Origin of the sequence: Paenibacillus sp. Pae15 (assembly GCF_024519685.1) — a bacterium.
Lineage (GTDB): Bacteria > Bacillota > Bacilli > Paenibacillales > NBRC-103111 > Paenibacillus_G > Paenibacillus_G naphthalenovorans.
In genome coordinates, this window is record NZ_JALJRM010000002.1 from 1 (window position 1) to 15,836 (window position 15,836).

At 49.8% G+C, this 15,836-nt stretch carries 13 protein-coding genes, 1 rRNA gene and 2 riboswitches; of the genes, 9 read left to right on the forward strand and 5 right to left on the reverse strand.

Going from position 1 to position 15,836, the window contains the following annotated elements; all coding sequences use genetic code 11:
- Positions 1 to 125: 125 nt before the first annotated feature.
- Positions 126 to 242 (forward strand): 5S ribosomal RNA (gene rrf / locus NR121_RS01765).
- Positions 243 to 279: 37 nt separating this feature from the next.
- On the opposite strand, the gene NR121_RS01770 is transcribed toward rrf, so the two are convergent.
- Positions 280 to 2,958, reverse strand: coding sequence for a phosphoenolpyruvate synthase (locus NR121_RS01770; RefSeq protein WP_256830299.1), 2,679 nt, complete (start codon positions 2,956 to 2,958; stop codon positions 280 to 282).
- A 273-nt stretch (positions 2,959 to 3,231) separates the two neighbouring features.
- Positions 3,232 to 3,319: riboswitch (cyclic di-GMP riboswitch) on the forward strand.
- A gap of 136 nt (positions 3,320 to 3,455) precedes the next feature.
- Between NR121_RS01770 and NR121_RS01775 the strand changes: the two genes are divergently transcribed.
- The 3 genes from NR121_RS01775 to NR121_RS01785 all read left to right on the forward strand — a co-directional run bounded on the left by NR121_RS01775 (position 3,456) and on the right by NR121_RS01785 (position 5,065).
- On the forward strand, positions 3,456 to 3,662 hold the full coding sequence (locus tag NR121_RS01775; protein WP_074729326.1) for a hypothetical protein: 207 nt from the start codon (positions 3,456 to 3,458) through the stop codon (positions 3,660 to 3,662).
- Positions 3,663 to 3,731: 69 nt separating this feature from the next.
- A complete protein-coding gene (locus NR121_RS01780) occupies positions 3,732 to 4,337 on the forward strand; it encodes an HD-GYP domain-containing protein (protein ID WP_256830300.1) in 606 nt (201 codons plus the stop codon).
- Between the two features lie 191 nt (positions 4,338 to 4,528).
- Positions 4,529 to 5,065: an acyl-CoA thioesterase gene (locus NR121_RS01785; RefSeq protein ID WP_054819373.1), complete on the forward strand. Its 537-nt coding sequence runs from the start codon at positions 4,529 to 4,531 to the stop codon at positions 5,063 to 5,065.
- Positions 5,066 to 5,155: 90 nt separating this feature from the next.
- Here NR121_RS01785 and NR121_RS01790 read toward each other — a convergent pair whose 3' ends face one another.
- Positions 5,156 to 5,449, reverse strand: a complete 294-nt coding sequence (locus tag NR121_RS01790; protein WP_062411007.1) for a DUF3055 domain-containing protein — start codon at positions 5,447 to 5,449, stop codon at positions 5,156 to 5,158.
- 214 nt (positions 5,450 to 5,663) lie between these two features.
- Here NR121_RS01790 and ilvD point away from each other — a divergent pair, with 214 nt between their 5' ends.
- Positions 5,664 to 7,352 (forward strand): dihydroxy-acid dehydratase, encoded by a 1,689-nt coding sequence (gene ilvD / locus NR121_RS01795; RefSeq protein ID WP_054819374.1) that lies wholly within the window; start codon positions 5,664 to 5,666, stop codon positions 7,350 to 7,352.
- A 114-nt stretch (positions 7,353 to 7,466) separates the two neighbouring features.
- Here ilvD and NR121_RS01800 read toward each other — a convergent pair whose 3' ends face one another.
- A complete protein-coding gene (locus NR121_RS01800) occupies positions 7,467 to 7,769 on the reverse strand; it encodes a hypothetical protein (RefSeq protein ID WP_054819375.1) in 303 nt (100 codons plus the stop codon).
- A gap of 218 nt (positions 7,770 to 7,987) precedes the next feature.
- On the opposite strand from NR121_RS01800, the gene NR121_RS01805 reads away from it, so the two are divergent.
- A complete protein-coding gene (locus NR121_RS01805; protein ID WP_256830442.1) occupies positions 7,988 to 8,989 on the forward strand; it encodes an HRDC domain-containing protein in 1,002 nt (333 codons plus the stop codon).
- Between the two features lie 38 nt (positions 8,990 to 9,027).
- On the opposite strand, the gene corA is transcribed toward NR121_RS01805, so the two are convergent.
- Positions 9,028 to 9,963, reverse strand: a complete 936-nt coding sequence (gene corA / locus NR121_RS01810; protein ID WP_062409412.1) for a magnesium/cobalt transporter CorA — start codon at positions 9,961 to 9,963, stop codon at positions 9,028 to 9,030.
- 465 nt (positions 9,964 to 10,428) lie between these two features.
- A riboswitch (SAM riboswitch) is annotated at positions 10,429 to 10,552 on the forward strand.
- 121 nt (positions 10,553 to 10,673) lie between these two features.
- Between corA and metA the strand changes: the two genes are divergently transcribed.
- The 3 genes from metA (at position 10,674) to mqnC (ending at position 14,163) form a co-directional block, all read left to right on the forward strand.
- Positions 10,674 to 11,600, forward strand: coding sequence for a homoserine O-acetyltransferase MetA (metA, locus tag NR121_RS01815; RefSeq protein WP_054819377.1), 927 nt, complete (start codon positions 10,674 to 10,676; stop codon positions 11,598 to 11,600).
- Positions 11,597 to 12,805, forward strand: coding sequence for an aminotransferase class I/II-fold pyridoxal phosphate-dependent enzyme (locus NR121_RS01820; RefSeq protein WP_256830305.1), 1,209 nt, complete (start codon positions 11,597 to 11,599; stop codon positions 12,803 to 12,805). Before metA ends, NR121_RS01820 begins: the two co-directional genes overlap by 4 nt.
- A 218-nt stretch (positions 12,806 to 13,023) precedes the next feature.
- Positions 13,024 to 14,163, forward strand: coding sequence for a cyclic dehypoxanthinyl futalosine synthase (mqnC, locus tag NR121_RS01825; RefSeq protein WP_062409410.1), 1,140 nt, complete (start codon positions 13,024 to 13,026; stop codon positions 14,161 to 14,163).
- A 56-nt stretch (positions 14,164 to 14,219) separates the two neighbouring features.
- Here mqnC and NR121_RS01830 read toward each other — a convergent pair whose 3' ends face one another.
- Positions 14,220 to 15,716, reverse strand: a complete 1,497-nt coding sequence (locus tag NR121_RS01830; RefSeq protein WP_174350095.1) for a L,D-transpeptidase family protein — start codon at positions 15,714 to 15,716, stop codon at positions 14,220 to 14,222.
- Between the last annotated feature and the right edge of the window lie 120 nt (positions 15,717 to 15,836).

The window sequence follows — 15,836 nt, forward strand, 5'->3', positions numbered from 1 at the left end:
CACGGCAACGTGTGGAGCTGACGAATACTAATCGGTCGAGGGCTTATCCAAAAAAGCACATGAAGATGATCAGCGGCTTGGTTTCGATCCAGTTTTCAGGGCGCAAGCCTTGAGAAATGAATACGTTTGGTGATGATGGCGGAAGGGAACCACGCGTACCCATACCGAACACGACCGTTAAGCCTTCCAGCGTCGATGGTACTTGGACCGCAGGGTCCCGGGAGAGTAGAACGTCGCCAAGCAAACAGCCTGCCTGCCTATGGCAGGCTTTTTTATGTCTTACTCAAAGTCAGTGCCTTCCAATATTTGCACGTAGCCGCTCGTTCCGTTCAACCGGATATAAGCGCCGTCTTTAATCCGTTCGGTCGCTTTTTCAATTCCAACGACGGCCGGAATGCCATACTCCCGGGCAATCACCGATCCGTGCGTCATCAAACCGCCTACTTCCGTGATCAGGCCGACGACCGAGGTAAACAGCGGTGTCCATCCGGGATCGGTATAGGGAGCGACTAAAATTTCCCCGGCATTCAGCTTGGCTTCCTCCGGCTTAAGAACGACTCTTGCAACACCTTCGACGATACCTGCGGATACCGGCGTGCCTACAATCGCGCCCTCCGGCGCTTCCACCACATCACGCAATTTTCCGGAAATGATTTCTCCTTCGCTTGTCATCACCCGGGGAGATTTTAGTTTTTGATTCCGTTCATGCTGCTTTTCTCTTGCTTCTACGATGGTTGGAACATCTCCTGAAAAGCGGTTTTCCAACAGTGCGATGAGCTCTTCCAGCGTTAAATAATACACATCGTCTTTATGCCGAAGGACTCCTTTTGCGACAAGTCCGTTCGCTTCTTCCATCATCGCGCGTTTGTAGATGTCAAACAGCTTCACCACACAGAACTTGTGATGCTCGCGCATGCCCAGCAGGTGGCGGTATAGCTTAATCAACCGGGATATGCTTCTTTTTTGCCAAAAACCAAAATGCGCGGCAATTTCTTTTCCCGCCGCCTCGGCTTCAAGCCTGCCTTGTCTGAATTTCTTCCTGTGCTCCCCGGCCGCTGCCGTTCTGATATTGCTGATAATGGAAGGGATCAGTTGGGTAGGCTCCTCGCGCCATCTTGGTCTGGTGATGTCAATTTCACCCACACACCGCATACCGTATTTCTGAAGAAAGCTCTCCAATTCTAATTTAAATTCATCCCCGCCCGGAATCTCGCCCAATTTTTCATCGAAATGGTCGCTGCTTGCTTTCTGCAAATAATCAATTAAGCCGGGATACTTTCGTATCTTATCGGCAAGGTCTCCCAACGCCAAGCCGAATTCGGTTGTCACATTGCCGGGAAGAGATTTGTACAATGGATTCAACAACCTATCTGCCCGTTCTTTCCCCACCCTTTTGTACAGCTTCTTTTTAAGCGTTCCGGAAGCCAGGACACCTGCAATAAAATAGACGGCCACTCTGGGAATCACCTTGGGCATTTTCTCGATACTCTTCCTGATCGCGCGAATCCTGTCCGCCCCTGAGGCGGAAAATACATGGATCCCGGTTTCACGAGTGATACGATCAATAAGGGCGGAGGCCTTTCTGTTCGCCTTTGCGGGATCTTGCACAAACCGGTGATTGATTACTTTCAATGCCAAGGGAATGATGATCGGCGCCAGTTTACTGACCGTGCGTAATATTGTGCCTATCGGTATGGATCGATGGCGAAAGGCTTCTCGGCTCATGACTTCCTCCAAAGCTGACGCTATGGATTCATCCATGCCCTTGAATATTTTTAGCATTCTGTTTCGAACAGGCCTTATAGAAAGAGGAGCGGTAAAATCAGCAAACATTCTTCCCCCTGCATGATGCAGGATGTACGGTTCGGATGAAGCAGGATTTTTCTTTATAAAATGAAGAAGGCGGCTCAAAACGGATATAGCCAGCGGTTTCATTGGATCAGTCATCATTTGAATGTAGCCGAAATTTATAAATACATGCAATTGATTATCTGAGACAGGCGGTACTGGATATAACGATGTAATCGGCCGACTTTGGAGAATATAAAATTGACCGTCGGCAAAACCCCACTCCACATCTTGCTCCGAGGCATAGTGAGCTTCAATTTTTTTACCCAATATTGCCAGTTGAATGATTTGATGATCCGTTAAAGCCTGCAGCTGCTGTTTCTCCGGAGGGAGATGCTGAGCAACCGTTCCTCCTTCCGGCACGGCATATATGGCTGTTTCCTTCTTGGAAACCTGTTTTTTTACGATTTCACCTGCACGCACCTGATACAAATCCGCAGTAACCAAACCGGATACGAGGGCTTCTCCCAAACCGAAGCTTGCATCGATCGATACCGTTCCGCGATGTCCCGTGACCGGATCCGCCGTAAACATAATTCCGGACACCTCCGGGAAAATCATGTGTTGAACAACAACGGAAATAAACACTGAACGGTGGTTAAAGCCGTTTTTGGCGCGATACGAGATCGCCCGGTCTGTAAACAGTGAGGCCCAGCAGTTTTGTACGGCGTTGAGCAGCTGCTCCAGTCCGCAAACATTCAGATAAGTATCCTGCTGTCCCGCGAACGAGGCCGTCGGCAGATCCTCAGCCGTAGCGCTGGAACGAACAGCATAAGCTTGAGCTTTCCCAGCGGTTTCCCACGCTTTTGAAATAGCCGATTTTACAGAGTTGGGCATCGAAAGGGAGGTGAGATGTTCGCGAATACGCTGTCCCAATATACGTATTTGCTCCAATTGTTCATGGCTGACGCGGTCCAACTGATCGAACAGTTCCTTCATCTCCCGGCTGGATTGAATGAATTGGCGGTAGGCGGCAGTTGTCACGCAAAAACCCTGCGGTACCGGGAAGCCGGCTCTTGTCAGCTCCCCGAGGTTGGCTCCTTTTCCGCCCACAGCCGGCAGATGGGATTTATCAATACTCTGAAAATTCAGCACATATATCGTTGGCATTTTTCCAACTCCTTAATACGAAATGGCAGCTTGCATTGGTTCCCAATATATTGATCTTGTCACTGAGTTGTCAACCATTTTTTTGCTGATTTTCATATTATTCCATCCCCCGGCGAAAGCCGTTCTCCAATCGATGGTTTACATGAGGAGAGGCTTTTCCATTCACAATATATAGTATAAAAATGAAAATTTTTACTATAAAAAAGGAATTTGATTGAATATGTCGAACATTGTTAGATAATATCTAGTTTTTTCTAACTAATCTCCTTTGAAAAGTGATAAAGGCACACCCATTGAAAAGTGGGGTCGCAAAGCTACAGGGGCTTCAGTGTGATAAACACTATGCCAGCCAGTTACCGAAATCCGGATCATCAATCCTCCAATTTCGGGGGATTTTTTGGTTTTGGGACGTATTATGTAGCATTCTTCCATCGTCACTCTAAGTAGATGAGTTGGTCCGTGTTTTGTGAAATCATTGATGAGAGGAGAGAGTGAAAATGTATCTTGGCCGAGTTCCTGCAATGGGATTGGATGAGATTCGAAACCAAACCTATGAGGAATTAAAACACCACTACACTAACCTGAAAGCTGAATTAAAGGTGGCTCGCGTTAATTTTGAATTTGAAAGGGCAGCCGATCTTAAGGAAGAAATCGATTTTATTTTTAAAGAATTATCAAGAAAAAAGGAAAAAAAGACCAGTTGATGATTGACATACGGGACGGTTTCACATGAAGTCTGCATGGATCAGTTTCATGGTATGGAGGAGTAAGTCATGAAAAATGAACGATTGCTGTACATTCTTTTTAGATTGATGAAGAAAGAGTTAAATACATACGAACATTGCATGCGGGTTGGCAAAATGGCGAGAATCATGGCATCCTATCTTCATTTCAATCAGGAACAAACACGTAGTCTGGTCGTAGGATGTCTGCTTCATGACATTGGCAAGATTTTTATTCCAACGGATATTATTACAAAGAAAACAGGTATGACGGTAGAAGAATGGGAAACCATGAAACGTTATCCTGTGCTCGGAGCAAATCTGGCGCAAAAAGAAGGAATTCATGATTTGAATATTATTGAAATCATTAAATACCACCGCGAACGCTGGGATGGGTCCGGTTATCCTTATGGCTTGCGCGGTGAGTTTATTCCGACTTTTGCGCGAATTTGCTCTATCCTTGATGCTTTTGATGACATGCTGCAGGACGGTCCTCACAGAAAAGGTTTATCCGTTCAAGAAGCCAAGCAAGAGCTGTGGTATCAGAGCAGGAAGCAATTTGACAAAAACCTTGTTCAGGTTTTCCTGAGCATCCCGTCGCATGAATTAAAGACATTCTCCAGCTTCGGCAAATGGAGAGAAGAATATTACGGTTGAATATACCAAATGCCTCCTGTGATTAATCCGGGGGGCTTTTTTACATTCGTTTTTCTCCAACGGCGCCGGATTTGGGCAAACGGGAAGCGACACAGCATTGACAACATCTGGGTTAGCCTGCATAATGTGTTCAAAACGTACATGCGCGTACGGATGATGTACATGAACATGAAGGAGCCGGCAGACTGTATATGGAACAAAGATATGTCAAGGAATCTAGATGCTACAAAACATCCCGAGTATTTCCGACGGATGTCAATAATCACAATACGCTGTTTGGCGGAAAGCTGATGGCCTATATCGATGATATCGCTTCTATCGCGGCTTCCAAGCACTGCCGCAGAAACGTCGTGACGGCTTCGACGGATTCTGTCGACTTTTTGTCACCGGTTCGAACAACAGATTCGGTATGCTTGGAATCCTTCGTAACCTGGACGGGAAGAAGCTCAATGGAGGTCTTTGTCAAAGTGATTACCGAGGATTTGAAAACGGGGGAGCGCACCATTGCCGCGACGTCATTCCTTACTTTCGTGGCGCTCGATGACAATAAGAAGCCCGTTGCCATCCCGGCAGTCATACCGGAAACGGAAGAGGAGATCAGGCTTCACGAAACGGCTGTGCATCGCGCCGAGATGCGCCGATTGCGCAGAGAAGAAAGCAAGAAATTTGCGGACTACCTCACGGTGAGTTTCCCGTGGGAATCGGATTCAGGCTCTGATCATTCCTAGAGTGGAGCCGTAGTGAATCGATGGAAGTGCAATCATCATGGAAAAGCCGATCTTGCCCCTTACGGGAGCTATCGATCGGCTTTCTTCACTTTAAATATCGGTAAAGTTGACCGGCCCCACAACCTCCGTTAAGAAGGCTGTGAGCTCCGCCGCTTCTTCCTCATTGAGCTTGTATACGTGCTCCAGGTAGCCCTCAGCCTCCAGATCGTCCGGCCCGATGACAGCCGTGCGTCCGGTCTGCAAATCCGTGACCATCTTTTTTCCGTAAAAACGGTTAGTCGTCGTGATGGCCAAATCGAATCTCCGCAGCGAATCTCCGACAAAACAAACGAACCTTGTTTTCGTTTCCTCCGTACCGTCGTATAAATAATCAAATTCCATAATTTCCGCTTTCTCCTCCGTTTCAAGCTTTAAGTTATTCGAATTATAACAGATTTTCCGGGGCTTCGCCAAAAAATCCGATCGCGAGATGACTTTAGCCCGATTTCGACCATGCGTTTCGTTTTCATTTCGGGTGAAACATGGTACAATCGGAAGAAGCGGTAGCATTCATAGAATGAAGCGATTCATAGAGTAGAAACGGAGGCTTGTAAGAAAAATGTCCAAGAGAAAAATGAGAAGTGACATGATCAAGAAGGGCTTTGACCGCGCGCCTCACCGCAGCTTGCTGCGTGCTGCCGGCGTCAAAGAAGAAGATTTCGACAAGCCGTTTATCGCGGTTTGCAACTCCTATATTGATATCGTTCCCGGTCACGTCCACCTGCAGGAATTCGGGAAAATCGTAAAAGAAGCGATCCGTGAAGCGGGCGGCGTTCCGTTTGAATTTAATACGATTGGCGTAGACGACGGTATTGCGATGGGACATATTGGTATGCGATACTCCCTCCCGAGCCGTGAAATTATTGCCGATTCCCTGGAAACGGTGGTTTCCGCTCACTGGTTTGACGGAATGGTCTGCATCCCGAACTGTGACAAAATTACGCCGGGCATGATGATGGGCGCTTTGCGCGTCAATATTCCGACGGTTTTCGTCAGCGGCGGGCCGATGAAAGCGGGTAAGACCAGCGATGGCCGTTCGATTTCATTGTCCTCCGTATTTGAGGGCGTAGGCGCCTACCAAGCGGGCAAAATCGATGAAAAAGGCCTGCAGGAGCTTGAACAGTACGGCTGTCCGACCTGTGGATCCTGTTCCGGCATGTTTACGGCCAACTCCATGAACTGTCTGGCTGAAGGTCTTGGCCTTGCGCTGCCGGGCAACGGTACGATTCTTGCTGTCGATCCGGAACGCAAAGAATTTGTGAAACGTTCGGCAAAGCAGCTGATGGAGCTGATCCAAAAGGACATCAAGCCGCGTGACATCGTCACCGTTGAAGCGATCGACAATGCGTTCGCTTTGGATATGGCCATGGGAGGTTCCACCAATACCGTTCTTCATACGCTGGCCATAGCGCATGAAGCAGGGATCGACTATCCCATCGAACGCATCAACGAAGTAGCGAAGCGTGTGCCGCATTTGGCCAAAATCGCACCGGCCTCCGATTATCATATTGAAGACGTGCATAACGCCGGCGGCGTGAGCGCGATCCTTAACGAACTGCTCAAAAAGCCGGGAGCGATCCACGGCGACCGGATCACTGTAACCGGCAAGACGCTGAGAGAGAATGTGGAAGGTCATGAGATTCGGAATACGGATGTCATTCGTACGCTGGATAATCCGCACTCCGAACAAGGCGGATTGGCTGTTCTGTTCGGCAATCTGGCTCCGAACGGCTCGATCATTAAGGTCGGTGCGGTCGACAAATCCGTAGGCGGCTACCATAAAGGGCCGGCCATTTGCTTCGATTCCCAGGAAGAAGCTCTTGCAGGCATTGCCAACGGTAAAGTGAAGGAAGGCCATGTGGTGGTCATTCGGTACGAAGGACCCAAAGGCGGACCGGGCATGCCGGAAATGCTCGCACCGACTTCCCAGATCGTCGGCATGGGGCTTGGCGCGAAGGTGGGCCTGATTACGGACGGACGTTTCTCCGGCGCATCCCGCGGTATCAGCATCGGTCACATTTCTCCGGAAGCGGCGGAAGGCGGTCCGATCGCATTCGTAGAAGACGGAGACATCATCGAGCTCGATTTGAACAACCGCAAGATTGAGCTTCTGATCAGCGAAGAAGAATTCGAGCGTCGTAAGGCGAACTGGAAAGGCTTCGAACCGAAGGTGAAGACCGGTTACTTGGCCCGTTATTCCAAGCTTGTTACGTCCGCCAGCACGGGCGGCGTTATGAAAATAGATTGATCTGTCCATGAATAAAGACAGCCCATCGGTATTACCGCGGTGAGCTGCACCTCCAATGGTTAGGGATGTCTAACCATCGGGGGGCAGTTCAGGATGAGGCTGTCTTAATCCTTTTTATTCGTCTACATGATCGTCACCAGACGAATCGTGGGTCGGATGGGCATCGGGATACTCGCGTGAAATGCCTGCGTGAAGCTCCCGGTTTTCGTAGGTAAATTGATTATGCGGCCGCTGGTCTTCTCGCCATGGGCTACTCTTGCCGAGAGATTCGGTTTCCAGGCTGCTTCCGTAGGGCCCCTCCGGAAATTCCTCCGCGGTCAGGTCGTTGCGCTGGGATTCGACGGTTTTCAGATCGGTATATTTCTTTTGAGGGGCTTCCTCTATAAAGCCGTCTCGATTACGGTCGATCGAAGCCATTTGTTGTCACCTCCTTGGGACTGGGTGATAAACTGTTGATTTAATTTTCCCCTTATCATGGATTATTATCCAAAACCTGCTTGATTTTGTAGGTTCTCCATGATATGATCGAATTAATTTCAAACGTCAATGAGGAAGCACCTCTCTTACTTACCGTAGGAGGGTGCTTTTTTGCGTTTGAAAATCATAAAGTTCAGGAGGGGAGCCCATTGAATCTGATGTTTATGAACAGTCTGGAAAAGGCGACGGAGGAGGGAAGAGTCCGGACGGCTCAGGTATCCATCGTTGAAAATCAAGGCGTATGGGTCGTGATGTGGAATGAAATCAAGGAGGACGGGCGGTCGGAGCAGGAGACCTGGTACGAGGGCTTGCATTGGGATGAGATGATGTCCTCCTTTCGGGAGGGGGTATTTATGAAACAGTGTGGAGGCTTTAAACCCCTGCTTGAGATGAGCGTAAGTGAGGTTGACGGACTGGATGGACGCGCCGCGTTTGTTCTGATGCTGCATTTTTACAGCGAGAAGCATTCGAATGAGGAGCTTTATGAGGCGCTGCGCCAATGGCGATGGAAGCAGGCGTCGCGCGAGAGCAAAGCGCAGTTCATCGTTGCTACGAACCGTTTGCTCAAACTGATCAGCACCTTCGTTCCCCAAACGGAAGAAGAACTGCTGCAGCTTCCCGGATTTGGACGAACCAAATTGTCCATGTACGGCGCAGAGATTCTTGCATTGACTGCAAAACTCCCGCAAAACGGCTTGTTTCCGTTAACGTGGGTAGAGGAAAAAGTCGACCCCATGGAATTCAATGCCTGGCTGTTGGAAGAGAAGGAACGTAAGCGTAAGGCGGAGGCGGACAAGCAGGAGATCAAACGGAAGCTGCTTGAGGCGATTTCCCGGGGCGAGCAGCTCGACAAGCTGATGGAGCAGACCAAGGTGCAGCGCAGGAATCTGCTCCTATGGATCGAGGAACTGGATCGCGACGGTTACGATTTAGAAAGCTATATCGAGCAGCTGCTCGAGCCGATTCCCGCAGCGGAACGGGAACGGGCTTGGCGGGCGTTCCAACAGCAGGGCGACCGTTATCTGAAGCCGATTCTGCAAGCCGTCTACAAGGAGGAAGAGCTCTCGGCCAAGGATGCGGATCGCATCTACGAATGGCTGCGCCTGCTGCGAATGAAATTTCGTCGTGCGAACGCGATGAAATCCGTTGAGGCAAGCTGATGCCGCAAAGAGCTCTGAAAACCACAAAAGACTGGCGATTAGAGCCAGTCTTTTTTGCGGAATAAAATGAACATGGATACACCGACAATGACCATAAATACGACGGTTGCGATTCCCCCATAATGGGAGTGAAGACCCGGGATATACTCGAAGTTCATTCCGTAGATCCCCGTGATGAACGTCAGCGGCATGAAGATGGTCGTGAGCGCGGTGAATATGCGCATAATATCGTTCGCGCGGCTCGCCAGGCTGGATTGGTAAGCTTCCCGCAAGTTGCCCATCAAATCCCGGAGCGTATCGAATGTTTCAGAAATTTTGACGGCATTTTCGTAGATGTCGCCAAAATATTTTTTGAGCGGCTCGCTGATCAGCCTCAGTTCTTTTTTATGAAGAGTGAAAAGCACTTCCTTTTGCGGGACGAGCACTTTCCTGAGCCATAGAATCTCGCCTCGCAGCCCGATAATTTCATTCAGGTGAGACTTCTTCGTATGCATCAAAATATCTTCTTCGAGCTTTTCGATCTTCGCATCGATCCGGTCGCCGACAATCGTGTAATTGTCCACGATCAAATCCATGAGATGATACAAAAATTGGTCGGGGGAAGTGACCTTTTCTTCCCAGAGAACCGGCTTTACAGCACGGATTTCATTGATTTTCTGTCTTGTGATCGTGATGATGTAATGCTTGCCCAAAAAGATGTTCAAGGCGCGAAGGAAAATTTCTTCATCGTCAAAACGGATGCTGTTGACCACAATGAAATAATGCGTATCATAAAGCTCGATTTTCGGCCGCTGCTCTTCTTCCGTAAGCATGTCTTCCACGGCCAATTCATGAAGATGAAATAAAGGCTGTAAAATATCCAAATCCTCCGGCTCGGCATCAATCCAGTAAAAGCCGTGCTGAGGCGGATAAGCGGTCTGAGTAATGTCTTCAACAAGTGTAAAAATGCCATCCTGCACTAAACGTGCCTTCATAGGTTCCACCCCTTTTGCTTGTACCCGAGTGGAACGCACGGCCGGCGTCAGCCGTTCCTGGCAGCGAGGCGGTCATTTCCGGAATAGAACGTCAAGCCTGCCTTCTACCGTCTGGGGCAAGAATCCGACGAACAACTGCGACCGGGTTCCAAACGAGTTATTCTGTTGTTTGAACGTAAGATGTTTACCCCTCGGGTCTCCGTCCATTCGAATACTGCACCCCTTTTTTGCATGAATTGTCGAATACTTGTCTAGTATAACTCCTCATATTCGAGAAGACAATCCATAATGTATAGAAAAAATGCACCTTACCACATACTATGAATGCGTGTATCTTTTGGTGCCGCGGAGTCCATCCGGAAAGCGTACAATTCGTTCGATTGCGTGAGGCATGCGCTTGACGATCGCCGAGTTTTCGTATACATTATTATTATCCAAATTCAACTGAATAGATTCGGTTTCACACTCTTATCAAGAGCAGGTGGAGGGACTAGCCCTATGATACCCGGCAACCGACAGTTCTTTGCATAACAAAGACTGCACGGTGCTAAATCTTGCGGAAGCTGTAGCGGCTTCTGAGAGATGAGAGAGGACGATGTTACAGACAAAGGCCTTTCTCGTGCGTGCGAAGAAGGCTTTTTTATTTTGCCTGCTGCGAGCGTGAGAGTGCAAGGAACATACGAATCCCACAATGTAAAGGAGTGATTCCGATGCCTATCAAGGTTCCAGATAATCTGCCTGCCAAAGAAATATTGATCAACGAGAATATTTTTGTCATGGACGAAAGTGTGGCATATCGTCAAGATATCCGGCCGCTTCGCATTGCCATTGTGAATTTGATGCCGACCAAAGAGACGACGGAAACGCAGCTGCTGCGGCTGATCGGAAACACTCCGCTGCAGGTCGAATTCACACTGCTGCACCCCAAAACACACAGGTCCAAAAATACATCACCCGAGCATTTGGAACAGTTTTACAAAACGTTCGAAGATGTAAAGCATGAACGGTTCGACGGCATGATCATCACCGGGGCTCCAGTGGAACAAATGGATTTTGAAGACGTCAACTACTGGGATGAGATCAAGCAAATCATGGAATGGAGCAAAACGCATGTCACCTCCACCATGCATATTTGCTGGGCGGCGCAAGCCGGGCTGTATCATCACTTCGGCGTCCCGAAATATCCGTTGGAGGAAAAGATGTTTGGCGTGTTCCCGCATACCATCACAAGGTCCAATGTCAAACTGCTTCGCGGCTTCGACGAGTTGTATCTGGTGCCCCAATCCCGCCATACGGAGGTGCGCCGGGAGGACATTTTGAAGGTGCCGGAGCTTGAAATTCTTTCCGAGTCGGAGGAGGCGGGCGTATATATCGTCGCTACCCATGACGGTAAGCAAATTTTTGTTACCGGACATTCGGAATATGATGCGTGTTCACTCAAAATGGAGTATGACCGCGATATCAATAGAGGGTTAAACATTGCCATCCCGAAAAATTATTACCCGAACGACGATCCCAGCAAGCCGCCGCTTAACACTTGGAGGGCGCATGCCAATCTGTTGTTCTCCAATTGGCTCAATTATTATGTGTACCAAGAGACACCGTTTGATCTGCACAAGGGGGAATTCGTAAGATGAGTAACAGCAAAGAGGAAAATCAGCGATTGAGAATCGAAAGCCGGCTGGCTCAAATCGGTTCTCAGGAGGAGCCGGTGACCGGAGCGGTCAGCTTTCCGATTTATCAATCCACGGCGTTTCGTCATCCGAAGCTTGGGCAAAGCACCGGATTTGATTATGCACGTACGAAGAGTCCGACGCGCAAGGTGCTTGAAGATGCAATCGCCGAGCTGGAATCCGGAGATGCGGGGTTTGCCTGCAGCTCCGGAATGGCGGCGCTGCAGACGATTTTCGCTTTGTTCAGTCAAGGGGATCATTTGATCGTTTCGCTTGATTTGTACGGCGGTACATACCGTCTCCTTGAACGTATCATGTCACGCTTCGGAGTGACGGCCACTTATGTGGATACGAACAATTTAGATGAGCTGGAAGCCAATATCAAGCCGAACACAAAAGCGATTCTGATCGAGACGCCGACGAATCCGCTCATGATGATTACGGATCTGGAGCTTGTGTGTTCCTGGGCCAAAAAGAAAGGCATTCTGTCGATCGTTGACAACACGCTGCTGACGCCTTTTTTCCAGCGGCCGATCGAGCTTGGCGCAGACATCGTCATTCACAGCGCGACCAAATATCTCGGGGGCCATAACGATGTCCTTGCCGGACTGATCGTGACTAAGGGCAAGGAGCTGTCGGAGCAGATGGCCTTCCTGCACAATTCCATCGGCGCGGTGCTGAATCCGCAGGACAGCTGGCTGTTAATGCGGGGAATGAAGACGCTGGCCATCCGTATGGAGCGCCATCAAGCCAACGCGCTGGCCGTGGCCTCGTTCCTGAAATCCCATCCGCAGGTGGAAGCGGTGTATTATCCGGCGCTTCCGGACCATCCGGGTCATGATATTCAGAACAAGCAGTCCTCGGGCAACAGCGGTATTTTTTCTTTCAAATTGAAAGATGCCCGCTACGTCGAGCCGATTCTGCGGCATATCAAGCTGATTGCGTTCGCGGAAAGCTTGGGCGGGGTCGAATCGTTAATGACGTATCCGGCCGTCCAAACGCATGCGGACATTCCCGAGGAAATCCGCCGCAGGATTGGCGTGGATGACAAGCTGCTGCGCTATTCCGTCGGGATAGAACACGTTGACGATTTGATTGCGGATTTGTCCCGGGCTATTGACTTGGCCCGTCAGGAGATCGAGGAAAATCAGCCGCTGACGTTAGGATAAACGATAAATGCAGCCGGTGGCCTTGGCAGGCGTCACCGGTTTTTCTTTGGATCATGTCTGAAGGACCATCCTATTCACTGAGAATAACTCCGGATAACCTGAACAATTTGTTGAATTTTTGACCGTTTGAAGGCCTTTGGTCCGAAATGACGGTCTTTTTGTATAGCGGGTAGCGTGTGATTTATGATACGATGAATAGGGTAAAGGAGATGAATGCGATGAGTTCCATCGACCGGATATTGGAGCATGCGCTGGCCGGGAATCGGATTAGCCTGGAAGATTGCATCACGCTCTATGAATCGGATGAAATTGAAAAAATGGGCCATGCCGCTAACCAGATTATGCTGAAGCACCACCCGGAACCGATTACGACCTTTGTGATCGGGCGGAATGTGAACTATACCAATATTTGTGATGTGTACTGCCGGTTTTGCGCCTTCTACCGGGCTCCGGGCTCTAAAGAAGGGTACGTGCTTCCGGATGATGTCATTTTCCAAAAAATCCAGGAAACGATAGATGTCAACGGGACGGAAATCCTGATGCAGGGAGGAACGAATCCGGACCTTCCTTTCACGTACTATACGAATTTGCTGCGTGAGATTAAGAAGAGGTTCCCGCAAATTACGATGCATTCCTTCTCTCCTGCGGAGATCATGAAGATGAAGGAAGTATCGAACGGCCTTACGCTGGAAGAGGTCGTCCGCGCGCTTCACGAGGCGGGACTTGATTCGCTTCCGGGCGGCGGCGCGGAAATATTGGATGATCGGACGCGGCGCAAGATCAGCCGTCTGAAGGGCTCCTGGCGCGACTGGATGGATGTCATGCAGACAGCCCACCGGGTCGGGATGCATACGACGGGTACGATGGTGATCGGCTTCGGCGAGTCCATAGAAGAGAGAGCGCTGCATCTGCTCCGCATTCGCGACGCTCAAGATGAATGTATAGCCAACGGCTGGAATTCACCGGGCTTTCTGGCCTTTATCTCATGGACCTTCCAGCCGGAGAATACGAACATGAAGGCCGAGAAGCTGGGGGCGGAGGATTATCTCAAAAATGTGGCGATCAGCCGCATCATGCTGGATAACATTCCGAACTTCCAATCTTCATGGGTAACGATGGGACCGGAAGTAGGCAAGCTGTCCCTGCATTACGGCTGCAACGATTTCGGTTCGACGATGATCGAGGAGAATGTCGTATCCGCCGCAGGAACCACGCATAAGGTGAACATCAGCTCGACGCTGCAGATCATTCGTGAAGCGGGCAAGATTCCGGCTCAGCGCAATACGAAGTACGAAATTTTGCGCGTGTTTGATGACGCTTCGGTGTCTGTGGACAAGGACTTTGTTATGCAAAATTAATATGCAAAAAAGACGCTTGCCTCTGTGGAGCCAGGCGTCTTTTTTCATAGATGGGATCAGCCAAGCCAATGGAACTGGCGGCTTGGCGCCGTTTCGTCGGGAGGAGGAAAAAGGAAGGGATCGGGCAGCAGCAGCTCCGGCGTCAGGGTGGCGGTAAAGGCGGCATCCGCTGCTGCGCCGTTGGCGATCTCCACCTCGGTGCCTTTGGGAACCAGGGGATAGATGGCCGTAATATCGCTGTTGGTTAGCCGGATGCATCCCAGCGATTGATTTTGACCAATCGACTCTTTATCGAAGGTTCCATGGATGGCAAGCTGTCCCATACCGAGCGCTGCGGCCCCGTATACCCCGGGATGGATGCCTTGCGGGTCCAGAACCCTCTCGGAGATGAAGAAACGGCCTTCCGGAGTAAGGTTGTCCCTGCCCACTCCGACGGGGGCTTCCGCAAGGATAAGCGGGCCGGCCGCAAGCCGTAAAGCATGGGCGGACGGATCGACGGTCAGCTTCACAGGAACATAAGGGAAGGCTGTACCCTTTATGGTGTTGGGATAAAACATAGCGGACGGTTCCTCTGCCGTTGGATCGTACACCCAGCCGCCGCTGCGATCAAAAACGGTTCGGACATTCGCCGAACCGGATTCCGTTTCTATAGGGAGGAAGCTTAAATAATTATTAGGGTAATCTTTAAGCAGCAAACCGATGGAGGCGGGAGGGCTCCCGTGATCCTCCTGATAAGCAAGGAGAGCCGTCCGGACCAGGTTGGCGCCCGCGGCGGTATGAAGCTGCTGCAGTTCGGTATTCAGAAAACGGATTTTTACGGCCGTATCGATGGCCGGGTTATATTCCGCTACGACAAAGGCTTTGCTTTTAGTCGTCTCGTCGGTTAGCGGCATCGCTTTATTGTCGGCGACCGTCACGGGTGAAGCCATACCGTAAATGCGAATGCTGTGCGTCGGATAAGTTTCCGACAGCTGCAATGCTTTGGTGTGCAGCGCTTTTTCGACTTGCTCGCGAGGGAAACCGTATGGGAAATGCATGATAAACGGCGTCTCCACGCTTTCATAGGTGACTTCTTTGCCGATGGACCATGGGATGACTACGGATACCGCTTTGGATACGGATCCGGGCCCGTAAAGTGCCGCAAGCAGAAGGAAATTCAATAACAACAGCACGATGATAAGCGTTTTCAAAAACAAGGGAATGAAAGGTCGCGTCCTCGTGCCGGAAGAAGAAGCGATGTCTCCGGCATGGTGGGGAGTTGACGGATTCAATGGTTGAGTATCCAACCTGCGAATGGCTGTGTATGCAGGATAATAGTATGGGGAAGGGTGCGTCTTCATCGCTTCCTTGTAATGAAAAAGGGCTTTGCCGGTATCTCCTGCATGCTCGAATTGCTGTCCTAACCGATAATGTGCTTCAGGCGAATGAGGATCGAGGTAGCGGAGGACTTTTTCGTGATAGTTCGGGTCGCTGCGGTTCACGTAAACATTTTTGTGAAGGTGAACCAGATTGTCCGCTGCCGGGGGTTTATACCGATCGCGATTATGCCGCATATCTGCCCTCCTGTTCATCACAACGTTATGATACATATAGTATCATATTTATTCTGGATTTAATATAAGAACATATTTAATATACGCAACGTATCAATAAAAAATGATATTCCGGGCGAT